Genomic DNA, 20,689 nt, shown 5'->3' with positions numbered 1-20,689 from the left:
GATATTTACGGCGATTTCAACTGCGACATGATCCGTATCGCGGAGTAAGCAGACTTTTCTGCTCTGGAGCGATCATTATTTCGATCTGTTCACTATCGTCTGCGCTATCGAGCGGAAGTCCGCACCGCCTCTAGCAATACCTCGGCACCTTTCACCATCTCCTCCTATCGGCGTATTCTCTCCCGGGCTTGGGGGGACTTTCACATGCGCTTCACGTCTGACACCCTCGCCACGGTCGGCCTCTCCCATCGGCGGCGCGCTGGGCATGGCGGGCGCTTTTCGCTCCGAGCGACGCGCTGCGCGAACGCTGTCGACCATCGACGGCATGGCAATCTTCGTCGCGGCGGCGCTGCTGACGATGAAATACCAGCGGCTTAGCAACGACCTCGTCGCAGCCGGCTTCCTCACCTTCGTGGCGGGCGAGAGCCTGCTGCTGGCCGGCAATGCGCCAGGCTTGCAGGCCAGAGTGCCTTTCTATGTCGGCGGCATCACGCTCTGAGCGGCGGGGCTGGTCATGGTCAGCGCGCCAAGCACCTTTGCGCTGTGGATGCGGCTGACCGCGCTGGTGGCCACCGTGCTGTTTGTCGTCGCGGCTTGCATGATCCTGTGAGGCGCGCCCTTGCTGCCGACCTCGGCGCCGCTGCCGGCGGCAGGCTATCCGTTCCTGGTGCTGACTTTTGTTGGGTGCATCTGGACGTTAGTGAGAAGCGGGCGGTAGCGGTACGTTTAGATCGGCCCCGTCGATATCCGCGACAGGAATACGAGCGTCGGCGCTGCCCCTCATCTGCCTGCCGGCATCTTCTCCCCGTAAACGGGGCGAAGGGGCTGTTGTCACCGCTTTCGCCAATCTTCAACGTTTGAGGAAGAGCGCCGGCGTTGCGTCGGCTTCTCTCTCCCCGTCACTATACGGGGAGAGATGTCCGGCAGGACAGTGAGGGGCGGCGCTGACTTCTACAGAATAGTCCGTCGCATCGTCCTCCATCACGCATTCGTCATCGAGCCCACCGCCAACCCATGCTGCTCCCTCTCGACACTTCATCCGTATTCCGTCTCAATCTCCGCCCATGTCCGCCCCCGTCGAAATCCGCAACAGCGCCTCCAGCAACACATTCGCGATCATCGCGCCGTTCGTCGGCGCGGCGGTTGCAGGTGTTCTGGCGTTTCGGGCGATTTCGTCCGACATGACGCGCGGGCCGGTGTTTCTGCTCATTGTCTTCGCGCTCGGCTGCCTCGGCTGGGGGCTGTACAAGGCGGGCAGTGGGTTCGACAGCGGGGTTCAGGTGACGCTGGATGCCAAGGGGTTTCGCGACAAGCGCGCCGGCGATGTGCTGGTGCCGTGGGAGACGGTGCGCAGCGCCGGGCTGGTGCATGGCAACCATGGCGGGCCGGCGCTGGTGAATTTCGAGCTGACCGGGCCGCTGCCGGAGGCGATCAAATATTCCGGCGCCAATGCGCTCAATCTGATGCTGCCGGGCGGCGGGCACACCGTGCATATGGAGATGTCGTCGCTGGATATTTCGGAAGCCGAGATGATCGCGGCGATCCGGCGGCTGGCGCCTGGGGTCAAGGTAGGACGGTAGAGGCGGCGGCTCGGGGTGCTTGAAGCTTGGACCGTGCTTCGATCTGAAGGGTTGGCGCTGCCCCTCACCTGCCTGCCGGCATCCTCTCCCCGTATAGGGACGGGGAGAGGGGGCTGTGGTCGTTGCTTTCGCCAATCACAACCGTTGTAAAAGGGCGCCGGCGTTGCGGCCAGCCTCTCTCGCCCCGTTTACGGGGGGTTGAGGAGCGGTTCGCTTCAGCGGACGAAAAGCCAACTGCTTGGCTTTTCGAGCGACGAACGTCCGGCAGGACAGTGAGGGGCGGCGCCGGCGGGTGAAGACGAGGCTCGGCGCTGCCGACCTTCTCCCCTTGCCGGAGAAGGCAAAAGGCGCCGGCGCCTCAGCTTTCAATCCAGACCTTCTCGAAATGCTGCTCCAGCGCCTGGTGCTGTTCGCAGCCCTCGATGCCCTTGCGATAGGTCCGGTAGACCGAGCGCCAGTAGGGTTGGATGATGATGCCGGAATCGCGCAGGTTCTTCTCGATGCCGGCCATGATCTCCTTGCGGGCCTTGGCGTCGGGCATGGCGAGCGCCTTGTCGAGCAGCTCGTCGAATTCCTTGTTGGCGTAGGCGCTTTCGTTCCAGGCGGCGCCGGATTTATACGCCAGCGCCAGCACCTGGACGCCGAGCGGGCGGCCGAGCCATTCGGTACAGGAATAGGGGAACTTGCTCCAGTCGTTCCAGAAGGTGGCGGCGGGCAGAACGGTGCGCTTGATCTTGAGGCCAGCCTCGCGGATCTGCGCGGCGATCGCATCGGCGGTGCTCTTCTGCCATTCGATGTCGACCGAGATCAGCTCATACTCATGGTCTGATTTGCCGGCCTCGGCGAGCAGCTTCTTCGCCGCCTCGACATCGCGCTTCGCCGGGCCGATATCGGCATATTCGGGGTGCATGGGGCCGACATGGTGGTTGTCGGCTGACTTGCCGCGGCCGTCGATGCCGAGCTTCAGTACCGCCGAATTGTCGACGGCGAGCTGGGCGGCGAGGCGCACCTTGACGTCGTCATAGGGCGCGTTGGCGACATTGAAGCGGGCGACGATGGTGGAGCCGGTGGCGATCTCGGAATTCTTCAGGCCCATCTTCTCGGTCTGCGAGACGGCGTCGGCCGTGGTTTCGTGGTCGGTATCGATCTCGCCGGATTCGAAGGCCGACAGCATGGCGTTGGGATCGGAGCCGTAGTCGATCCACTGGATGCCATCCAGATGGAACTCGCCCTTCCACCACGGCTTGTCCTTGCGCTTCACCTCCGCACCCGTCTCGGCGTCCCATTTCACCAGTTCGCAGGGCCCTGTGGTGATGGCGAGCGCCTTCATGGGATCGCCGTCGCCATCATAGGAGCGGTGCATGACGAGCGCCGGATAGTCGGCCATGCCGGCGATCAGCGAAATGTCCGGTTTGGGCAGGTTCAGCTTGACGGTGTAGTCGTCGACCTTCTCGATGCCGCCGTCGACCACCTTCTTGGTGTCGGCATTGACCAGCGCGCCCATGCGCGCGGCGACCGAATTGCCGGCCACGCCCGCCTCGCACCAGCGGGTGAGGTTGTGGACGACATCCTCGGCGTTGAAGGCGTCGCCGTTCGACCAGGTGATGCCCTTGCGCACATGCAGGGTCAGGGTTTTGGCGTCGTCGCTCATCTCCCATTTTTCGAGCAGCCAGGGCTCGAAGGAGAAGTCGGTGTTCCAGCGAACCAGATATTCGTTGCAGTGGCGCGCGACATTGGACATCTCGACGCCGTCGAAGGTGCGCGGGTCCTTGAAACCCTTGACGTTCATGGCGACGCGCAGCGTGCCGCCCTTCTTCGGCTCGGCCGCGCGGGCGGGCGTGGGCTTGAGCCCGCCGAGCGCCAAGGCGCCGGCGGCGCTGACGCCGAGGCCAGCCATGAGCGCCAGATATTCGCGGCGGCTGATGGCGCCGGTTTTGAAATCGTCGGCGGCGGGTTTGGCCCGCGGGTGCAATTTGCGGTCGGTCAGCATGAATTTCATCGTCGTTCCCTTGTTTGTTGGCCCTTGTTGGCGCAGGGCGCGCGCAAAAGCAGGCTCGTCCCGACGAATCGCCAACGCGGGGGCGGCTGCGACCGCCGGGACGCCTTTGCCTGAGGGCGCAATGATAGGGCGGGGTTACGTTACGGAGTGTTCTGGAATCCGCAGGAGTTGTGCGGTGCTCCGCAGGGGAGGCCGTGGCCCGTGGGGCAATCCAGCCCTGGTGGCTGCCGAGTTTCCGCCCCCTGTTTACGCCCCTTGGGCCGCGGCTTCGCGTTTCACCAGCGGCTTCCCCCACTCCGTCGCCGCTTCGCGGCGCCTCTCCCCCCTCCGGAGGGAGAGGAAGGGAGCCAAGGTCGGCGAACTCGCGCCCTTCCTCTCCCCCGTCGATCGGGGGAGAGGTGGCGAGCGAAGCTCGGCGGAGTGGGGGTCGACCCATGGCTCGACCCTTGTATTTCGGTCGACCAGAACCCGTTAAGGTGCGCCTATGGGTGCGGCCCCGTCAGCGTTGCCAAGGGTCAGCAAGGCAACAAAAAACCCGGCGCGAAGCCGGGTTTTTCAAAACATCCGTTCAGCCGAGCCTCAGCTCACCTGGGTCTTCGACGCCGCGGCCTGGTCCTCGGCGATCTTCTGCTGGAACATCTGGGCGAAGTCGATCGGGTCGAGCATCAGCGGCGGGAAGCCGCCATTGCGGGTCGCCTCGGCGATGATCTGGCGGGCGAAGGGGAAGAGCAGGCGCGGGCATTCAATGAACAGGATCGGCAGCATGTGCTCCTGCGGGAAGCCCGAAATGGCGAAGACGCCGCCATAGACCAGCTCGACATTGAACAGCACTTCCTGGTCGAAGGAGGCTTTGGCGTTCAGCGTCAGGTTGACGTCGAACTGCTTGTCGGAAAGCGGATTGGCGTTGACGTTGACGTTGATGGCGATGCCGGGGGCCTTGTCGCGGCCGCGCAGCGAGTTCGGCGCGCCGGGGCTTTCGAAGGACAGGTCCTTCACATACTGGGCAAGCACGTTGAGCGACGGCTGCGCCGCCGCGTTGCCGTTTCCGTTGGCCGCGCCGGTCGGTGCGTCATCATTGCTGGCCATGAGCCGTTTCCTTTTCCCCTGGGCAGCTTTGCTGACCGAATTGAAATCGGGCGTTGGCTAGCATGGCCGACATGACAAGACAAGGTTTGCCGCCTTGTGATCCGAGGCGATGGCTCCGACCTTTTATGGGCAGAGATCAAGACCCAGGGACAGCGCTGGCTGCCCGTCCTCCGCAACCGTTGCGGAAGGGCGCCCTTCCTCTCCCCCGTCGATCGGGGGAGAGGAAAGGAGCCGACCTAATCGTCCTTCAGCCGCCGCCACGGCGAATTGTGGTCCGGGCCGCGCTTGAAATCGTCCTCGCGCGAATAGTCGCCGTCCTCGAGGTCGATGACCTTGTCGCGCGAGCGGCCGCGGAAGCCGCCGGTGGAGAAACTGGTGGCGACGACGATGCGGCCCTTGAGCCGGCTCCAGGCAAGGTCGCGCAGGGGCGGCAGGAACAGGAGCAGGCCGATAATGTCCGTGATGAAGCCCGGAATGATCAGGAGAACCGCCGCGACCACGATCATGGCGCCGTGCGCCAGCTCGCGGCTGGGGTCGCGGCCGGCATCCATCTCGGCGCGGATGCGGCTCATGACGCCAAAACCCTGGTGGCGCAGCAAGAGCACGCCGGCGAGGCTGGAGGCGATGACCAGGCCGACCGTGGCCAGGGCGCCGACCTCACGGCCGACGATAACAAAACCGACGATTTCCAGCAGCGGCAGCGCGAGAAGAAAAAGAGGAAGCAGCGAGATGCGCAAATCTTGACCGATCGTTCGATGTTTTGCCCGGGCGACCAATCGCCGCTGGCATTGAGACTGCTAGATAGGTATGCCTGCCTTTGATTTGAATGATTGCGCCTTGCGTTCTATATGCTTTGAATGTTGAACGCTATGCGACCGCGGGCTCCAGGCAGCGCGGTCCGGCCTAGAGGCAGGGATTGATTGGCGGAAGATATGGGCTTCTTCGACTTCGGCACGATTTTCTTCCTGATCGCGGCGGTGGTGATCTTCTTCCAGCTGCGCAACGTGCTGGGCCGCCGGACCGGTAGCGAACGGCCGCCCTTCGATCCCTATACGGCGGCGCGCACCGACAAGGACGCCACGCAGAAGCCCGAGAACGTCGTTTCGCTGCCGCGCAAGCGGCTGCCCGGCGAGTCGGCGCCGGCCGATGCCTATACGGCGATCGACGCTTTCGCCAAGCCGGACACCGATCTCAACAAGGGCCTGCGCGCCATCAAGGACAATGACGCCTCCTTCGATCCGAAGGGCTTCGTCGACGGCGCCAAGATGGCCTATGAGATGATCGTCATGGCCTATGCCGACGGCGACCGCAAAACGCTGAAGAACCTTCTGTCGCGCGAGGTCTATGACGGCTTCGTCGCCGCGATCGGCGAGCGCGAGGCCAAGTCGGAGAAGATCCAGTCCTCCTTCGTCGGCATCGACAAGGCCGACATCGTCTCGGCCGAGATGAAGGGCGGCGAGGCGCATGTGACGCTGCGCATCATCAGCGAGCTGATCTCGGCGACCCGCGACAAGGCCGGAACCGTCATCGACGGCGATCCCGAGACGGTGGCCGAGGTCAAGGACGTCTGGACCTTCGCGCGCGACACGCGCTCGCGCGATCCGAACTGGAAGCTCGTCGCCACCGAAGAAGAAGACTGAGTCCGGCAAAGGCAGGCTCCGGTGTCGCTGTCGCCTCTCCTTGTTGAAAGGTCCTTCGGCGACCTGCCGGGCTGGAGCGACGACGACCATCTGCCGGCGTTCGCCGCCTTTGCCCGTTCCGCCTTCCATGTCCTGGTAAAACCCTATCGCAGCGGTGCGCTGGGCGTCGATTTCGCCGCCTTCGCCGGTGCCCATGCGCAAGCGCGCGAAGCGCCCGCCGCCAGTTCTTCGCAAGCCCGCGCCTTCTTCGAGCGCCATTTCGTGCCCATGCTGGTGCGGCCGGAGACCGGCGCCGGCCTCGTCACCGGTTTCTACGAGCCGCAAGTCGAGGCCTCGCCGGTGCGGACGGCGCATTTTGCCGTGCCGCTTTTGGCGCGACCGGCCGATCTCATCGACGTGGACGACACCAACCGGCCGGCAGGGATGGATCCCTATCTGGCATTCGCGCGCCGGACGGGCGACGGACTTGCCGAATATCCCGACCGTGGCGCGATCGAGCGCGGCGCGCTCGGCGGCCAGGGATTGGAGATCGCCTGGCTGGCCGACAAGGTCGATGCCTTCTTCATCCATGTGCAGGGCGCGGCGCGGCTTGCCATGACCGACGGCCGGCTCTGCCGCGTCACCTACGCCGCCAAGTCTGGCCAGCGCTTCACCGGGCCGGGCAAGGTGCTGAGCGAGACAGGCGAAATCCCGCTCGCGGAGGTGACGATGCAGTCGATCCGCGCCTGGTTCAAGGCGCATCCGCAGCGGATCGACGAGATCCTGTGGCAGAACCGCTCCTACATCTTCTTCCGCGAGGCCGCCGTGGAAGACGCGGCACTGGGACCGATCGCCGCCGCCAAGGTGCCGCTGACGCCGGGCCGCTCGATGGCCGTCGACCGGCTGCTGCACACATTCGGCACGCCCTTCCATATCGACGCGCCGACGCTCACCGCCTTCGACAAGAAACCGTTCCGGCGGCTGATGATCGCGCAGGATACAGGCTCGGCGATAACGGGTCCGGCGCGGGGCGACCTGTTCGCCGGCTCGGGCGATGCCGCGGGCGAGATCGCCGGCGTGGTGCGCAATCCAGCCGATTTTTATGCGCTGGTGCCGCGCGCGCTGGCCGGAGGCGCAAGGTGAGCAAGCGTCCGGACAAGCTCAGTGAGGACGACCGGGTGCTGTGGAACCTGGTGGCGCGCACCGCCAGGCCGCTCAAGGGCCGCGCCGTCGTCGACATTCCGGATCTGGCCGCCGAGCCCAGGCCGACGGCGGCGCAAACACCCCAACCCGTCGCCAACGCGCCCGGCACGGCAAAGCCGAAGGTCCAGCATGTCACGCACCGGCTCGACGAGCCGACGCTGGACAAATTGCAGAAAGGCCGGCTGCCGATCGAGGGCCGCGTCGACCTGCATGGCATGACGCAGGACGAGGCCTATTCGCTGCTGTTCTCGTTCCTGCACCGGGCCCATGCCGGCGGCATCCGCTATGTGCTGGTGATCACCGGCAAGGGATCGTCCTCGGGTGGCGACGGCGTCCTGCGGCGGGCCGTGCCGGCCTGGCTGTCGACGCCGGCGTTCCGGCCGCTGGTCTCCAGCCACGACCATGCCGCCCGCAACCATGGCGGCTCGGGCGCGCTCTATATCAGGCTGCGGCGGGTGCGCTCGTGACGCCGTTCGGCGAGCGGCTGCGGGCGCTGCGCGCCGAGCGCGGCGTCAGCCAAAAGGACATGGCGGCGGCGATCGGGGTCAGTGCGGCCTATCTCTCGGCGCTCGAACATGGCAGGCGCGGCGCACCGACCTGGACGCTGATCCAGAAGATCATCGGCTATTTCAACATCATCTGGGACGATGCCGAGGAGCTGGCGCTGCTGGCCGAAGCCTCGCATCCGCGCGTCAGGCTCGACACGTCGGGCCTTTCCCCGGCCGCGACCGAACTGGCCAATCTGCTGGCCGAAACCATCGAGAGGCTGGACGAAGCCGAACTTCGCCGCATCACCGCCTCGATCCGCGCGGCATTGGGCCGGCGGGCGTAGTCGCGACAGGCGCGTTTTCATCGCAGGACGGTGCCCGCCGGAGCCGACCGGCGGGCAGCCGTGGCGGGATCAGGGCTTGCCGGCGGCGCCGCCATTGCCATTGGTGCCGCGGCCACCATTGTCGCCGTGGCCGCCATTGCCGCCATTGCCACCGCCCAGGCAGTCCGACGCGCCGGCGGCGCCGCAACAATTGCCGGCCCACAGATCGTTGAGGTTGGTCTTGGCACAGCTCTTGGTCTCATCGGCCATGGCGGTGCCGGCAAGGCTCGACACGGCGGCGACGGCGAGAAGGGTGTTGCGCAGGAAAGAAGTCATTTGAGGTCTCCATGGTTGGGTTTCTGTCGTTCACGGCTGTGTGTCGCCGGGCGGACGGAAATGGTTCATGGAGAGGCGTGGAAAATTTGAGGGCATGCGTTGCGTGGCAGGATATTCGCAACGTTGGCGCTGCCCCTCATCCGCCCTTCGGGCACCTTCTCCCCGTGAACGGGGAGAAGGCAATGGCCGCGGCGTCGCCGCCTGTCTTGCAACGTTGACGATTTGCGAAAGCAAAGATGACGGTGTGTTTCTCCCCGTCCCTATACGGAGAGAAATGCCCGGCAGGGCAATGAGGAGCGGCGCTGCCCCTTGTCAGCAGTTAAGCGAACACATTGTGACGGGCACGGAGCCGCCGCGACCCGAACCGCGGCGCTCGCTGCTACTGAACCGAGCCGACCAGGACCTGCTGGCCGCCGCGGATCGAGACCCAGCGGCCGGTGTTGTCGATTGCCTGCCGCTTGAGGAAGCGGTAGCCGGTCTGGTCCCAGGCCTTGACCTTGTCGGTCAGATTGTCGAGCACGTAATCGCCCCGGTCGGTGCGCACGGTGAGCACCGCGTGGCCTTCGCCGTCGGGCTTGCGCACCACGGTTATCAAGAGGTCGGCGAGCGAGATGCCCATGCGCGAGAGCTGGCGCCGCTTTTCCAGCACATAGTCCTCGCAGTCGCCGACGCCCTTGTCGGGATAGGCCCAGACCTCGTCCTTGCCATAGATATCCATGTCGCTCATCGGCTTGACCGCGGCATTGACCCTGGAGGTGACGTTGACCAGCTTGCGCATCAGCCCTTCGGTCAGGACAGCCGGCGCGAGCCTGGCCGGACGGATCGAGCATTCGCCGGGATGCTGCTTGCAGAAATCATAGTGGCCGATCGGCTGCGAGGTGAGCCCCCCGGTCGCCATGGCGCCGGACGCCCAGGCCGGTGCCATCCAGCTTCCCGTTAGTGCCAGCCCGGCTGCCGCGCATACGCGCAGCCTTCGCATGGTTGAGGAATTCATTGTCCCCGCTCGCCCTGTTGTTAACAAAACGTTAAGGGCCATTTACACTCCGTGTCAATTACGACGACGGGCTGATTTGCAGCATGGTTACCTGCGGGGAACCATAGCGTCTATTGTGCAACAGGTCGTGTGCCGCCAGCCGATGCCCCGGCGCGAGCCGCCCGCGCCGTTTTCCAGGCAGATGCCGGTGGAGCCGCCCTCTTTGTTTTTAGGCAATTCCCAAGGGGAAGCGCTACGCGCTTCTCCCGGGAAAACCGTTACACACTTTTCCTGGAATTGCCCTAGCGCTTGGCGGCGCGGACCAGCCTCGGCTTCACCGCGACGCGGTTCTGCCGGCCATAGCTGGTGATGAAGTCGACGATGCGCGGCACGATCTCGGAACGGAAGCGCGAGCCGTTGAAGACGCCGTAATGGCCGACGGCCGGCTGCATGTAATGCGCCTTCTTGTCCGCGGGGATGTTGACGCAGAGATCCTGCGCCGCCCTGGTCTGGCCAAGACCCGAAATATCGTCGTTCTCGCCCTCGACCGTGAACAGGGCGACGTTGCGGATGGCGGACGGATCGATCCTGGTGCCGCGATGCGTCATCTCGCCCTTGGGCAAGGCATGGCGCACGAACACCGTGTCGACCGTCTGCAGGTAGAACTCGGCCGTCAGGTCCATCACCGCCAGATATTCGTCATAGAAGTCGCGGTGCTTTTCGGCATTGTCGCCGTCATGCTTCACAAGGTTCATGAAGAAGTCCTTGTGGGCGATGATGTGGCGGTCGAGGTTCATGCTCATGAAGCCGGACAGCTGCAGGAAGCCGGGATAGACCTCGCGGCCGAAGCCCGGCACCGGCCACGGCGCGCGCATCACGACATTGTCGCGGAACCAGTCGATGCCCTTTTCCTTGGCCAGAAGATTGACCGCGGTCGGGTTGCGGCGGGTGTCGATCGGCCCGCCCATCAAGGTCATCGTCGAGGGCACGAAGGGGTCGCCCTTCGTTTCCATCAGCGAAACAGCCGCCAGCACCGGCACGGAAGGCTGGCACACGGCCATCACATGGGTGTCGGGACCCAGCGTGTGCAGCATGTCGATGACATAGTCGATATAGTCGTCGAGATCGAAGCTGCCATCGGCCAGCGGCACCATGCGGGCGTCGATCCAGTCGGTGATGTGGACATCGGCATAGGGCAGCATCGCCTCGACCGTGCCGCGCAGCAGCGTGGCGTAATGGCCCGACATCGGCGCCACGATCAAAAGCTTCGGATCGGGTTTGCGCCCGGCGGGAACGGCGCGCTCGAAGCGGACGAGATTGCAGAACGGCTTCGACCAGACGGTCTTTTCCGTGACGGCGACGCTCTTCCAGTCGACCACGGTCTTGGTCAGTCCGAAGGCCGGCTTGCCGTAGCGGCGCGTGGTGCGCTCGAACAGTTCGGCGCCCGCCGCGATCGAGCGGCCCCAGGGCGTATGCGAAACCGGGTTGAGCGGGTTGGAGTAGAAAAGCCGGACCGCGTCGGCATACAGCCGCGCGGGCTGCAAGGCGGCGTGGTTCATTTCGTAGAGCTGGTAGAACATCAAGAACCCCGCTGCTGCCTCGACCGAAGGGACGACGAGCAGCGCCGAGCCTAAATGTCTCGCGGGGAGGTTAACAACTAATTGCTGCGATGCAATACGTCACGTGGCGTGACCAATGGTTCTTTCGTCCAAAGCCTTGAAGCAGCCGCTTCCCGGGGGGCAGCCGGCTCAATGTGCGCCGCCGAAATGTGAAGGATATGTGTCCGGCCCCTCATGCCGGACACCGGAAGCATCAGACGCGCGCCATGCAGATCGCGGTCTGCCCTGAGCTGATGAAGCCGAGCTGGCTGGCGGCGCCCCTGGAAAGGTCGAGCACGCGGCCCTTGATGAACGGGCCGCGATCGTTGATGCGCACGATGACGCTACGGCCGTTGTTCTTGTTGGTGACCCTGAGCTTGGTGCCGAAGGGCAGCGTGCGGTGGGCGGCGGTCATCGCCGAGGGGTTCATGCGCTCGCCGGACGCGGTCTTGGAATGCAGCGCGTACCAGGAAGCACGGCCGCACTGGGCGGCGGCGGCGGTTGCCGAGGTGGCGGAGGCGCCGACCATCAGGCCAGCAGCGATCGTTACCGCGACAAGCGCGGTCTGTTTCGTGGTCTTCATATTTGGGGGATGGCTCCGTTTTTGACAGACCCCAGCCGTTAGGTCGAGAATAAGGCAGGAAATGCGGCAGTGATCTGGCGGTTCCATGGCGAGACCACACGTTTGGAGTCACCGGGTAACAGTCTGTCAGGGATTTTCCGACGTGCAGAAGCCAGTTTTCGATTCTATTTTGACCGGCATGAAGGACTTTTGTGACAAGATCTGGCGTTGATCTTCAAATAGAAGCCTGGACGATCTGACCACTTCCTTGCGCTCTTTCATCACACTGACAGCGCCGCAATCGATCGACTTTCGAAGATGGGATCCGGCAATGAGACTGATCAAAAATCTGCTGGCCTTGATTGTGCTGGCCATCGGTGCGCTGTGGTCGCTGCAAGGCATCGGCATGGTCGGCGGCAGCTTCATGACCGGCCAGTCGCTATGGCTGTATATCGGCCTTGCCGCCATGCTGGCGGGGGCGGCCGGCCTGGTGTGGGCGAACCGGCAGGGCGGTTGAGCTTCGGGCAATCGGCTAAGTCGCGATTCAGGCCGGGCCTAGCTCCTTTCCTCTTCCTTCGGATATGCGGGGATGGCCCGAAGCCGGGCTTCCCTTCACTGCGACCAATACTGCCAGGCCCAGTAAAAACTCTCGTCGCGCGGCGGCAGCCGGTCGTGGCCGGGCCGCAGCTGGACCGGCGCAGGCGAGCGCGGGCCGTCCTCCCTTGCCGCCTTGTCGTCGGCGGCAAGGCCGAGCAGCCAGGAGCCGACATGGGCAAACAGCACGGCGGTGGAATGGGTCATCTTCATTCTCCTCTTGCGGTCATTCCCGGCCCGCCCACGGGACGAGCAGGCGCTCGATGCGGCGGATGATGAATTCGAGCACGAAGGCGATGGCCGCGATCACCAATATGCCCATCACCACCACGTCGGTGACGAGGAACTGCGCCGCCGACTGGATCATGAAGCCGAGGCCGCGTGTCGCCGCCACCAGTTCGGCCGCGACCAGCGTCGACCAACCGGCGCCGAGCGCGATGCGCAGGCCGGTCAGGATCGAGGGCAGGGCGCTGGGCAGGATGACATGGCGGATCACTTGCGCGCGCGTCGCGCCGAGCGAACGGGCGGCGTTGATACGCTCCTGCGAGACGCCGCGGACGCCGGACGCGGTCGACAGCGCGACCGGCGCCAGCATGGCAATGGCGATGACAAGAATCTTCGACGGCTCGCCGATGCCGAACCAGATGACAACCAGCGGCAGATAGGCGAGCGGCGGGATCGGCCGCAGGAATTCGAGCAGCGGATCGAAAATGCCGCGGCCGATGGTGCTGATGCCGATGGCCAGCCCCACCGGCACGCCGACGAGAATGGCCGCGGCAAGGGCGGCGAAGACACGGCCCAGGCTGGCGACGGCGTGCTGGGCAAGCGTTGCGTCGACAAAGCCATTCTGCGCGACTGCGACGAACTTGTTCCACACCGCAAGCGGCGAGGGCAGGAACACCGGCGACACCAGCTGCAGGCGGGCCGACAGCGTCCAGAGCGCCAGCACCGCCAGGATGGTCGCGACGCTGACCATGCGCGCCGAAACGCCAGCCCGTTTCGTCCGTGGCCTCGACCACGGCACCGACAGGCCGTCTGTCTCGTCCGTCCTCGAGCCGGCTCGTTCCGTGTAGGAGGAAATCGTCATGCCGCCTCTCCCTCGAAGATCGCGTCGGTCAGGTCGCCGCGTGCCACGGCGAAGGCCGGATCGGCCTTGATGGCGCGGATGGGCTCGCCCGCCGCGTAGCGCCGGGAGAAACCTGGCTCGAAGCTGCGCACCACGCGGCCGGGACCGGGCGCCAGCACGACGATGCGGGTGGCGAGCACCAGTGCCTCCTCGATGCCGTGCGTCACCATCAGCACGCCGGCCTGGCTTGCCGTCCATAGGTCGAGCAAGGTGGTCTGCATGCGCTCCCGCGTCAGCGCGTCGAGCGCGCCGAGCGGTTCGTCGAGCAGCAGGAATTGCGGTTCGGCGGCAAGCGCCCGGGCCAGGCCGACACGCTGGCGCATGCCGCCCGACAGCTCCCAGACGCGCTTGTCGCCGGCATCGCCGAGTTTCACCAAATCCAGCAACCGGTCGGCGCGGCGCGCCCGCTCGGATGGCGCGACGCCGCGCAGCCTGAGCGCGAAGGCGACGTTCTCGCGCGCCGTCAGCCAAGGAAACAAGGCGTCGTTCTGGAACACCACCGCGCGGTCCGAGCCGGGCCCGGTGATCTCCCGGCCGTCGATCGAGGCCGTGCCGCGCGCGGGCGCGACCAGGCCGGCGGCGACATTGAGCAGCGAGGTCTTGCCGCAGCCGGAACGGCCGACAAGCACGACGAAATCGCTCCTGTCGACAGCGATCGAGACCCGCTCGACGGCGGGTGCCGGCTGGCCGTCATAGTGGATGGAGATCTTGTCGAGCACGAGATGCGGCATGGGGCCCTCGTATCTGGAGGAGACTTCATCTGGAGGAGATTTGCCTGCCCCGGAACCGCGCCTCGTCAGCGGCTCCGGGACAGGCAACACACGGCGTCAGGGAAGGAGAGCCGCGCGTGTGAGGCGTCAGTTCGAGGCCAGCGCCTCGGTGACGTATTTCGATGTCACGTATTTCGAATAGTCCGGCAGCACGGCGTCGACCTTGCCCTGTTCCTTGAGGAAGGCGGATGCGGCCGCGACCGCCTTGACCGTGCCGCCGCCGAGGAATTTGTCCGAGGCCTGCTCTTCGAGCGTCGGGAAGACGTAGCCTTTGAGCAGTTCTGGAACCTCTTCGACCTTGGCGCCCGTGAGCTTGGCGATCTTTTCGGCCTGCGGTGAGGACACCGACCAGGCGTCGGGCTTGGCAAGGTACTCGGCATAGGCGGCGCCGGTGACCTTGACGAAGTCGCGCACCGTTTCCGGGTTCTTCTCTGCAAAGTCGGTGCGCACGATCCAGGCGTCGAAGGTCGGCGCGCCCCAGGCGGCGACCTGCGAGGAATCCAGCACCACCTTGCCTGATGTCTTGATCTGGCCGAGCGCCGGATCCCACACGTAAGCCGCATCGATGTCGCCGCGCGCGAAGGCGGCGGCTATTTCCGGCGGCCGCAGATTGAGAATCTGAACCGATTTCGGATCGACATTCTCATGCTTGAGCGCGGCAAGCAGGCTGTAATGCGTGGTCGAGACGAAGGGCACGGCGACCTTCTTGCCGGCAAGGTCGACGACCTTCTCGATGCCGGCGCCATTGCGGGCGACCAGCGCCTCCGACGGTCCGATCAGGCCAACCACGAAGATGGTCTGGATCGGCAGTTCACGGCTGGCGGCGGCAGCCAGCGGGCTCGAACCGACATAGCCGATATCGACCGAGCCGGAGGCGACGGCGGCGATGACATCGGCGCCGGAATCGAACTTGCGCCAGTCGATCGAGGCCTTGGTGGCCTTTTCATAGGCGCCATCGGCCTGCGGCACTTTGGAGGGCTCGACCACTGTCTGGTAGCCGATGGTGATCTTGAGGTCGTCGGCCATGGCCGGGCCGAGGAAGGCGGTGCCGGCAAGCGCGGCTGACGACAGGAGAAGGATGCGGCGCGAAATGCTGGACATGAAAGGCTCCTTGAAAAAGGGAAAACCGGATTGCCTCATGATGGTCCGCTAATTCTATGATTCTTGTAGAGTTAAATCCTTCCAAGGAACACCGGCTTGTTGGAAAAAAGTAGTCGGTATCGGGCGGGCAGGACGGAAGAGATGGCTGCGTCGCTCAGGAGCAGGCAAGGCGCGCCGACTTCGCCATGGCTTGCAGCCCAGGCCCAAGCCATGGCCTGCGGATCAGAAGGAAATTCCGGCTCCTGGGGGCAACCAGCAAATCCATACTGCGACCGGCACGGAATTTAAAACCGGATTCCAGGTGAAGACGGTTAAGTATAGTAATCTTATCGACATAGGGAGTTGGAGGCGAGGATGACGGGCCAGACCCAGCCTATCGCGGCGATTGCCGGCATCCCGCGAACTTGCGTGCGGGACGGGTCCGTTTCTGTGTCGCGGGCGTCACAAGGCGGGCCAAATTCGCCGCAACGGCCTGAAAACCAAGCAAGATCAACCGCAATTGGCTTGTATATCATGTCACTAGAATTTATGTGTCGTGGATGCTTCGGCGCGGCGGGGAGGCACGCCAGGCGTTTCGCAGGGATGGCCCGGCCATCGCAGGACAGAGAAACGTTCGGTTCATGCTCACCAAAAAAGGCAAGTACGGCCTCAAGGCACTCGTCCATCTGGCGCGGATGCCGACCGGACAGCTGGCTTTCGTTGGCGATATCGCAACCGGCAACAACATTCCCAAGAAGTTCCTCGACGCCATCCTCGGCGAGTTGCGCAATGCCGGCTTCGTCCAGAGCCGCAAGGGCAAGGATGGCGGCTACCGCCTGGCGCGGCCAGCCGACGACATCAAGGTCGGCCATGTCGTGCGCGTGCTCGACGGGCCGCTGGCCCCGATCCCCTGCGCCAGCCGCACCCAGTATCAGCGCTGTGAAGATTGCAACGAGGCGACATGCCAAGTCAGACATCTGATGCTCGAGGTCCGGCAGGCGATCGCCGAGGTGCTCGACCAGCGCAGCCTCGCCGAGATGCGCGACATTGGTCTCGACGACCTCGCGGTCGGGATGAAAGTCCAGGCCTGACGCCGGCATTCGCGGTAAAAGGCGCCGCCGCATGACCGCGCGCGCCAACGCCGTCAACTCGATCATCATCGTCGGCGGCGGCGCCAGCGGCGTCGTGCTGGCCGCGCATCTGTTGAAATCGCCCAATCCGGACCTGCGCGTCACGCTGATCGAAAAGCGCCCGCATTTCGGCCAGGGCATCGCCTATTCGACGCTTCTGTCGGCGCATGTGCTGAACGTCAGCGCCGCCGGCATGAGCGCCTATGCCGACGATCCCGGCAATTTCTGGCGCTGGCTGCTGGAACGCGGGCTGGCGAAGGCGGACCAGGCGCCGGTCTACGCGCCGCGCAGCGTCTATGCGCGCTATCTCAAGGAGCTGCTCGACGACCTGGAGACGCGCGAGCGCGAAAGCGGCCGGTTGCGCCTGATCCGCGAGGAAAGCCTGTCGATTTCGCCGACCGCGTCCGGTGTCGAGGTCGCGCTCGCCAACGGCACCAGCGTCGTCGCGCATATGGCGGTGCTGGCCACCGGCCATGACGAGCAGCCGGCGCAGGGCCATGCGGTCCGGATGGGATCGGAAGCCGATACGGCGCTCGATCCCGACGCAAGCGTCATGGTGCTGGGCACCGGCCTCAGCATGGTCGATGCGTTCCTGGCGCTGGAGCAGCGCGGCCACAAGGGCGACATCACGGCCGTCTCCCGGCGCGGCCTGCTGCCTTCGCCGCACCGCAAGGGCAATCCGATCAAGCTCGACGTCGCCGATATCCCGCTCGGCACCCAGCTCTCCTATTTCGTCGGCTGGTTCAGGGAGCTGATCCGCGAGAACCAGAAGGCCGGCATCGACTGGCGCGACGTGGTCGACGGCCTGCGCCCGTTCAACCAGAAGATCTGGCAGAACTGGCCGGCCTCGGCCAAGCGCCGCTTTGTCGAGCACACCAAGGCCTGGTGGGACATCCACCGCCACCGCATGGCGCCTGAAGTCTACGCCAGGGTGACCGAAGCCGTGCAATCCGGCCGCATCCGGCTCGTCGCCGGCCGTGTCACCCGCATCGCCCAGGGCGAGACCTTCAGCGTCGACGTCCAGTCGCGCCACAGCCAGCTTGTCGAGACCTTCGACGTCGCCCGCATCTATGATTGCTCCGGCATCGTGCGCGACATCTCGACCTCGTCGAACAGCGTGGTGCGCTCGCTGGTCGATCGCGGGCTCGGAAGGCCCGATCCGATGCGCATCGGCCTCGACGTGTCGGCCAATTGCGAGATCATCGCCAGCGACGGCACGGTGTCGCGAAAGATCCTGGCCGTCGGCCCGCTGACACGCGGCACCTTCTTCGAAATCGACGCCATTCCCGACATCCGCGTGCAATGCGCGCGGCTGAGCAGGCAATTGCTGGGATAGGCTCGTTGTTTCGACGCCATTGCCAAGGGCAAGTGCGGCGCGCTTGTCCCGGGAAAACCGCCCACACTTTTCCTGGAATTGATCCAGCGCCGGTTTCAGCCGCCCAGCGCCTCGCAGACGGCGCGCGCGGTCTCGGCGCCGGAGAAATTCCGCTGGCCGGTGATGAGGTTGCCGTCGCGCACGGCAAAGCCGCGCCACAATCCCGCCTGGACATAGTTGGCGCCGAGCGCCTTCAATTCGTCCTCGATGCGCCACGGCATCAGATGCCTGCCGCGCTCCAGCGCGCCCATCGCCCAGGTCGCATTGTCGGCGAAATCCTCTTCCGCATTGGCAAAGCCGGTGACCGTCTTGCCGGCCGCGAGCAGCGAGCCGTCGGCGCGCCGGGCATATCGAAGGATCGCGGTGCCGTGGCAAAGTGCGGCCGCCACCTTGCCGGCCTCATGGAAGGCGACGAAGGTCCGCTGCAGGCCGGTCGCGTACTCGTAAGTGAACATCGGCGCCTGGCCGCCGGCGACGACGATGGCGTCGAAGCGCCCGACATCGATCTCCGACACTGGCCGCGTGTCGGCGACCAGGGCCGCCAGCTTCGGGCTGGAGATGAAGCCGAGCGAAATGAGATCGGTTTCGGAATAGCCCGAGGGGTCGCGTGGGTCGCTCAGCGCATCGGCCTCGCATCCGCCGCCCTCGGGCGAGAAGATTTCGACCTCGTAGCCGCGTTCGGTGAAGGCGAACCAGGGATGGGTCAGCTCGCTCCACCAGAAGCCGACCGGCCAGCCGGTCGTGGTCGAGACAGCCGGGTTGGCGATGACGATCGCCACGCGCTTCGGATTGCAGGCGTTGACCGGATTGGCATCCCTGACACTCATCCTGGCTCCTTCATGAGACTGTCGACGACAGGATCGGATCCTGCAATCTGGCCATATGGCCGGGCAGATTCGGCTTTCGCCGCCGGGCGGCCTTGCCTAGGATGGCGGCATGACGCAACGCGGTAGACTTTACGGCTGTCCGGTCGAGTTCGCGCTCGATGCGCTCGGCGGCAAATGGAAGACGGTGATCCTGGCGCGGATCAAGCAAGGGCCGATGCGCTATTCGGAACTGCGCCGGCTGATCCCGTCGCTCTCCGACAAGATGCTGACCCAGCGCCTGGCCGATCTGGTCGAGATCGGTTTCGTCGTGCTCGAAACCTCGTCCGACGGCAAGGGCCGCTACGCCTTGACCGGACGCGGCCACGACATCGCCGCCGCGCTCCAGGCGCTCTACGACTGGGGCAGCGTGCATGGCCGCGCCGAGGGCGTGCGCTTCCGCACCGACATCGAGGCGGCCGCCTGACAAGCCGCTCGGCTCAGGCGGCAGCGGCGAGCGCATCGCGAAAACCATCGACGTCGGTGATGACGGCCTCGCCAAGGAAGCGAAGCGTCGCCATCGAGCGGTCGCGCGCCTCGCGGTTGCCGAAGCCGCAGGCATCCTCGATCACGACGGCGACGAAGCCATTGTCGGTCGCCTGGCGGACGGTCGGCTCGATGCCGATCTCCATGGCGATGCCGGCGAGCGCCACGGCGCCGACGCCGCAGTCGCGCAGCGCAAAGCCGAGCGAGGTCGAATCGAAAGCCGACATTGTGAGCTTGTCGAACACCGCCTCGTCCGGCCTCGGCTCCAGCTCCGGCACGATGCGCGCCGCCTCGGCGCCGCGCGGGAACCAGGGCTGCACCGCATCGGGATCGTCGCGCCGCTGCCAGGCCATGGCGGTGCGCAATTGCGTGGCGCCCATCCATTTGCGCGGCAGCGACAGATGGCGCGTGAAGGCCACCCGCATGCCGGCTGAGCGCGCCGCTTCCAGCACCAGCCCGGTGCGCTCGACGATATCGGCGGAGCCTGCGACCTGGCGGCAGATGCCGACCTGCATGTCGTAGACCACCAGCGCCATGCGTCCGGCATCGCACCACTCGGCCAGGCTGGTCGCAATCTCGATGCCTTCGCGCGACCGGATCATGCCGCGGTCCGGTCCCAGGGCTGGGCGATATCGACGGTGCGATCGAACAGATATTCGAGCGGCAGGGGAGCCGGGTCGAATGCAAGGAAATGCCATTCCAGCAGCCCGGCCTTCGACAGCGGAAAATCATCGGTGTAACGCCGGGCTTCCTCGACGCCGTCGAGCTCGAAGACGATGATGACGCCGCCGACATCGGCGCGGGCATAGTTCTCGCGCACGATGCCGGCTTTCCAGAGCCGCCATACGTTCGAGACCTCGTCGCGCAGATAGGGTTTCAGATCGTCGAGCGTGACGCCGGGCTTGAAATTGTCATAGGCGATGATCTTCATCGGCATTTCCTTGCCTCGGAAAATGGATCGCGGCCCGCTCCTCTTCGGCTAGCATGATGAAATTGGCGGCGGCAACGAACGAGATGGTTCGTTGATCGGGCCGCATCATTGGGCCTCTTTGCCAGCGGTCACGGCGATCGGCGCCGAAGGGAGGAAGACAAGTGAGCATCGAAAGGCTGAACCCTGGAGGCATGCATGCCAATCCCGCCTATTCGCAAGGCGTGGCGCTGCCGGCCTGCGCGCGCCTCGTGCTGGTCGGCGGCCAGAACGGCGTCGACGCGCAAGGACAGATCGTCGGCAAGGGCGATCTAGCGGCGCAGACGACGCAAGCGCTGGCCAATCTGGCGATGGTGCTGGAAGCCGGGGGTGCGAAGGTCGAGGAGCTGGTCAGCCTGTCGGTCTATATTGTCGGCGACCAGGACATCGCTCCAGGCTTCGGCGCCTGGATGGCATTCTGGGGCAACCGCGCCCCGCCGCCCATCATCAAGGCGCTGCGCGTGGCAGGCCTCGGCCATCCGGATTTCCTCATCGAGATCGAAGGTTTGGCGGCTGTTGCCTGAGTGATTA

General features: G+C 65.2%; 25 protein-coding genes. 11 read left to right on the top strand and 14 right to left on the bottom strand.

Going from position 1 to position 20,689, the window contains the following annotated elements; genetic code table 11:
- The first annotated feature begins 265 nt into the window (after positions 1 to 265).
- Positions 266 to 499 (top strand): hypothetical protein, encoded by a 234-nt coding sequence (locus FJ967_RS33870; protein ID WP_246675461.1) that lies wholly within the window; start codon positions 266 to 268, stop codon positions 497 to 499.
- Positions 500 to 1,064: 565 nt separating this feature from the next.
- The gene (locus tag FJ967_RS31865) at positions 1,065 to 1,580 is read left to right on the top strand and encodes a hypothetical protein (RefSeq protein WP_140736285.1); all 516 of its coding nucleotides are present in this window, start codon (positions 1,065 to 1,067) and stop codon (positions 1,578 to 1,580) included.
- Between the two features lie 358 nt (positions 1,581 to 1,938).
- Here FJ967_RS31865 and FJ967_RS31860 read toward each other — a convergent pair whose 3' ends face one another.
- The 3 genes from FJ967_RS31860 to FJ967_RS31845 form a co-directional block, all read right to left on the bottom strand.
- Positions 1,939 to 3,579, bottom strand: coding sequence for an ABC transporter substrate-binding protein (locus tag FJ967_RS31860; RefSeq protein ID WP_140736284.1), 1,641 nt, complete (start codon positions 3,577 to 3,579; stop codon positions 1,939 to 1,941).
- 579 nt (positions 3,580 to 4,158) lie between these two features.
- Positions 4,159 to 4,665 carry a protein-export chaperone SecB gene (secB, locus tag FJ967_RS31850; RefSeq protein ID WP_140736283.1) on the bottom strand — a complete coding sequence of 169 codons (507 nt, stop codon included), beginning with the start codon at positions 4,663 to 4,665 and terminating at the stop codon, positions 4,159 to 4,161.
- A gap of 236 nt (positions 4,666 to 4,901) precedes the next feature.
- Positions 4,902 to 5,402, bottom strand: coding sequence for an FxsA family protein (locus FJ967_RS31845; RefSeq protein WP_140736282.1), 501 nt, complete (start codon positions 5,400 to 5,402; stop codon positions 4,902 to 4,904).
- Positions 5,403 to 5,597: 195 nt separating this feature from the next.
- Here FJ967_RS31845 and FJ967_RS31840 point away from each other — a divergent pair, with 195 nt between their 5' ends.
- Genes FJ967_RS31840 through FJ967_RS31825 form a run of 4 tightly spaced genes read left to right on the top strand, consistent with a single transcriptional unit; the run spans position 5,598 to position 8,319 of the window.
- Positions 5,598 to 6,305: a Tim44/TimA family putative adaptor protein gene (locus FJ967_RS31840; protein ID WP_140736281.1), complete on the top strand. Its 708-nt coding sequence runs from the start codon at positions 5,598 to 5,600 to the stop codon at positions 6,303 to 6,305.
- Positions 6,306 to 6,326: 21 nt separating this feature from the next.
- A complete protein-coding gene (locus tag FJ967_RS31835) occupies positions 6,327 to 7,427 on the top strand; it encodes a murein transglycosylase A (protein ID WP_140736280.1) in 1,101 nt (366 codons plus the stop codon).
- Complete coding sequence (locus FJ967_RS31830) at positions 7,424 to 7,954, top strand: Smr/MutS family protein (RefSeq protein WP_140736279.1); 531 nt, start codon at positions 7,424 to 7,426, stop codon at positions 7,952 to 7,954. Before FJ967_RS31835 ends, FJ967_RS31830 begins: the two co-directional genes overlap by 4 nt.
- On the top strand, positions 7,951 to 8,319 hold the full coding sequence (locus FJ967_RS31825; protein ID WP_140736278.1) for a helix-turn-helix transcriptional regulator: 369 nt from the start codon (positions 7,951 to 7,953) through the stop codon (positions 8,317 to 8,319). Before FJ967_RS31830 ends, FJ967_RS31825 begins: the two co-directional genes overlap by 4 nt.
- Positions 8,320 to 8,388: 69 nt before the next feature.
- Here FJ967_RS31825 and FJ967_RS31820 read toward each other — a convergent pair whose 3' ends face one another.
- From FJ967_RS31820 to FJ967_RS31800, 4 genes are all read right to left on the bottom strand, one after another.
- Positions 8,389 to 8,634, bottom strand: coding sequence for a hypothetical protein (locus FJ967_RS31820; protein ID WP_140736277.1), 246 nt, complete (start codon positions 8,632 to 8,634; stop codon positions 8,389 to 8,391).
- Between the two features lie 379 nt (positions 8,635 to 9,013).
- Positions 9,014 to 9,628, bottom strand: coding sequence for a transglutaminase-like cysteine peptidase (locus tag FJ967_RS31810; RefSeq protein WP_140736276.1), 615 nt, complete (start codon positions 9,626 to 9,628; stop codon positions 9,014 to 9,016).
- 281 nt (positions 9,629 to 9,909) lie between these two features.
- Complete coding sequence (locus FJ967_RS31805) at positions 9,910 to 11,187, bottom strand: polyhydroxyalkanoate depolymerase (RefSeq protein ID WP_140736275.1); 1,278 nt, start codon at positions 11,185 to 11,187, stop codon at positions 9,910 to 9,912.
- Between the two features lie 232 nt (positions 11,188 to 11,419).
- Positions 11,420 to 11,788, bottom strand: a complete 369-nt coding sequence (locus FJ967_RS31800; protein ID WP_140736274.1) for a septal ring lytic transglycosylase RlpA family protein — start codon at positions 11,786 to 11,788, stop codon at positions 11,420 to 11,422.
- Between the two features lie 310 nt (positions 11,789 to 12,098).
- Here FJ967_RS31800 and FJ967_RS31795 point away from each other — a divergent pair, with 310 nt between their 5' ends.
- A complete protein-coding gene (locus tag FJ967_RS31795) occupies positions 12,099 to 12,284 on the top strand; it encodes a hypothetical protein (protein ID WP_140736273.1) in 186 nt (61 codons plus the stop codon).
- 95 nt (positions 12,285 to 12,379) lie between these two features.
- On the opposite strand, the gene FJ967_RS31790 is transcribed toward FJ967_RS31795, so the two are convergent.
- The 4 genes from FJ967_RS31790 to tauA all read right to left on the bottom strand — a co-directional run bounded on the left by FJ967_RS31790 (position 12,380) and on the right by tauA (position 15,358).
- Positions 12,380 to 12,568 (bottom strand): hypothetical protein, encoded by a 189-nt coding sequence (locus tag FJ967_RS31790; protein ID WP_140736272.1) that lies wholly within the window; start codon positions 12,566 to 12,568, stop codon positions 12,380 to 12,382.
- Positions 12,569 to 12,587: 19 nt separating this feature from the next.
- Positions 12,588 to 13,448: an ABC transporter permease subunit gene (locus FJ967_RS31785; RefSeq protein WP_140736271.1), complete on the bottom strand. Its 861-nt coding sequence runs from the start codon at positions 13,446 to 13,448 to the stop codon at positions 12,588 to 12,590.
- Positions 13,445 to 14,218, bottom strand: a complete 774-nt coding sequence (locus FJ967_RS31780; protein WP_140736270.1) for a taurine ABC transporter ATP-binding protein — start codon at positions 14,216 to 14,218, stop codon at positions 13,445 to 13,447. Before FJ967_RS31780 ends, FJ967_RS31785 begins: the two co-directional genes overlap by 4 nt.
- Positions 14,219 to 14,344: 126 nt before the next feature.
- Entirely contained in the window at positions 14,345 to 15,358 is a 1,014-nt protein-coding gene (gene tauA / locus FJ967_RS31775) for a taurine ABC transporter substrate-binding protein (protein WP_140736269.1), read from the bottom strand.
- 620 nt (positions 15,359 to 15,978) lie between these two features.
- Between tauA and FJ967_RS31770 the strand changes: the two genes are divergently transcribed.
- Entirely contained in the window at positions 15,979 to 16,428 is a 450-nt protein-coding gene (locus FJ967_RS31770; protein WP_140736268.1) for an Rrf2 family transcriptional regulator, read from the top strand.
- Positions 16,429 to 16,459: 31 nt separating this feature from the next.
- On the top strand, positions 16,460 to 17,803 hold the full coding sequence (locus tag FJ967_RS31765; protein WP_140736267.1) for an FAD/NAD(P)-binding protein: 1,344 nt from the start codon (positions 16,460 to 16,462) through the stop codon (positions 17,801 to 17,803).
- A 95-nt stretch (positions 17,804 to 17,898) separates the two neighbouring features.
- On the opposite strand, the gene FJ967_RS31760 is transcribed toward FJ967_RS31765, so the two are convergent.
- Positions 17,899 to 18,669, bottom strand: coding sequence for a type 1 glutamine amidotransferase domain-containing protein (locus tag FJ967_RS31760; RefSeq protein WP_140736266.1), 771 nt, complete (start codon positions 18,667 to 18,669; stop codon positions 17,899 to 17,901).
- A gap of 109 nt (positions 18,670 to 18,778) precedes the next feature.
- Between FJ967_RS31760 and FJ967_RS31755 the strand changes: the two genes are divergently transcribed.
- Positions 18,779 to 19,132, top strand: coding sequence for a helix-turn-helix domain-containing protein (locus tag FJ967_RS31755; protein ID WP_140736265.1), 354 nt, complete (start codon positions 18,779 to 18,781; stop codon positions 19,130 to 19,132).
- Positions 19,133 to 19,145: 13 nt separating this feature from the next.
- Here FJ967_RS31755 and FJ967_RS31750 read toward each other — a convergent pair whose 3' ends face one another.
- On the bottom strand, positions 19,146 to 19,793 hold the full coding sequence (locus FJ967_RS31750) for a cysteine hydrolase (RefSeq protein WP_140736264.1): 648 nt from the start codon (positions 19,791 to 19,793) through the stop codon (positions 19,146 to 19,148).
- The gene (locus FJ967_RS31745; RefSeq protein WP_140736263.1) at positions 19,790 to 20,122 is read right to left on the bottom strand and encodes a hypothetical protein; all 333 of its coding nucleotides are present in this window, start codon (positions 20,120 to 20,122) and stop codon (positions 19,790 to 19,792) included. Before FJ967_RS31745 ends, FJ967_RS31750 begins: the two co-directional genes overlap by 4 nt.
- Before the next feature lie 161 nt (positions 20,123 to 20,283).
- On the opposite strand from FJ967_RS31745, the gene FJ967_RS31740 reads away from it, so the two are divergent.
- Positions 20,284 to 20,682: a RidA family protein gene (locus tag FJ967_RS31740; protein WP_140736262.1), complete on the top strand. Its 399-nt coding sequence runs from the start codon at positions 20,284 to 20,286 to the stop codon at positions 20,680 to 20,682.
- Positions 20,683 to 20,689 lie beyond the last annotated feature (7 nt).

This window comes from Mesorhizobium sp. B2-3-4 (assembly GCF_006442315.1).
GTDB lineage: Bacteria > Pseudomonadota > Alphaproteobacteria > Rhizobiales > Rhizobiaceae > Mesorhizobium.
This window is presented reverse-complemented; position numbering and strand designations above follow the sequence as displayed.

Excerpts from the sequence above, each read along its gene's own strand:
- FJ967_RS33870 (WP_246675461.1), top strand. The coding sequence starts at position 266 with ATGGCGGGCGCTTTTCGCTCCGAGCGACGCGCTGCGCGAACGCTGTCG.
- FJ967_RS31865 (WP_140736285.1), top strand. The coding sequence starts at position 1,065 with ATGTCCGCCCCCGTCGAAATCCGCAACAGCGCCTCCAGCAACACATTC.
- FJ967_RS31860 (WP_140736284.1), bottom strand. The coding sequence starts at position 3,579 with ATGAAATTCATGCTGACCGACCGCAAATTGCACCCGCGGGCCAAACCC.
- secB (WP_140736283.1), bottom strand. The coding sequence starts at position 4,665 with ATGGCCAGCAATGATGACGCACCGACCGGCGCGGCCAACGGAAACGGC.
- FJ967_RS31840 (WP_140736281.1), top strand. The coding sequence starts at position 5,598 with ATGGGCTTCTTCGACTTCGGCACGATTTTCTTCCTGATCGCGGCGGTG.
- FJ967_RS31820 (WP_140736277.1), bottom strand. The coding sequence starts at position 8,634 with ATGACTTCTTTCCTGCGCAACACCCTTCTCGCCGTCGCCGCCGTGTCG.
- FJ967_RS31810 (WP_140736276.1), bottom strand. The coding sequence starts at position 9,628 with ATGAATTCCTCAACCATGCGAAGGCTGCGCGTATGCGCGGCAGCCGGG.
- FJ967_RS31805 (WP_140736275.1), bottom strand. The coding sequence starts at position 11,187 with ATGTTCTACCAGCTCTACGAAATGAACCACGCCGCCTTGCAGCCCGCG.
- FJ967_RS31800 (WP_140736274.1), bottom strand. The coding sequence starts at position 11,788 with ATGAAGACCACGAAACAGACCGCGCTTGTCGCGGTAACGATCGCTGCT.
- FJ967_RS31795 (WP_140736273.1), top strand. The coding sequence starts at position 12,099 with ATGAGACTGATCAAAAATCTGCTGGCCTTGATTGTGCTGGCCATCGGT.
- FJ967_RS31790 (WP_140736272.1), bottom strand. The coding sequence starts at position 12,568 with ATGACCCATTCCACCGCCGTGCTGTTTGCCCATGTCGGCTCCTGGCTG.
- FJ967_RS31785 (WP_140736271.1), bottom strand. The coding sequence starts at position 13,448 with ATGACGATTTCCTCCTACACGGAACGAGCCGGCTCGAGGACGGACGAG.
- FJ967_RS31780 (WP_140736270.1), bottom strand. The coding sequence starts at position 14,218 with ATGCCGCATCTCGTGCTCGACAAGATCTCCATCCACTATGACGGCCAG.
- tauA (WP_140736269.1), bottom strand. The coding sequence starts at position 15,358 with ATGTCCAGCATTTCGCGCCGCATCCTTCTCCTGTCGTCAGCCGCGCTT.
- FJ967_RS31770 (WP_140736268.1), top strand. The coding sequence starts at position 15,979 with ATGCTCACCAAAAAAGGCAAGTACGGCCTCAAGGCACTCGTCCATCTG.
- FJ967_RS31765 (WP_140736267.1), top strand. The coding sequence starts at position 16,460 with ATGACCGCGCGCGCCAACGCCGTCAACTCGATCATCATCGTCGGCGGC.
- FJ967_RS31760 (WP_140736266.1), bottom strand. The coding sequence starts at position 18,669 with ATGAGTGTCAGGGATGCCAATCCGGTCAACGCCTGCAATCCGAAGCGC.
- FJ967_RS31755 (WP_140736265.1), top strand. The coding sequence starts at position 18,779 with ATGACGCAACGCGGTAGACTTTACGGCTGTCCGGTCGAGTTCGCGCTC.
- FJ967_RS31750 (WP_140736264.1), bottom strand. The coding sequence starts at position 19,793 with ATGATCCGGTCGCGCGAAGGCATCGAGATTGCGACCAGCCTGGCCGAG.
- FJ967_RS31745 (WP_140736263.1), bottom strand. The coding sequence starts at position 20,122 with ATGAAGATCATCGCCTATGACAATTTCAAGCCCGGCGTCACGCTCGAC.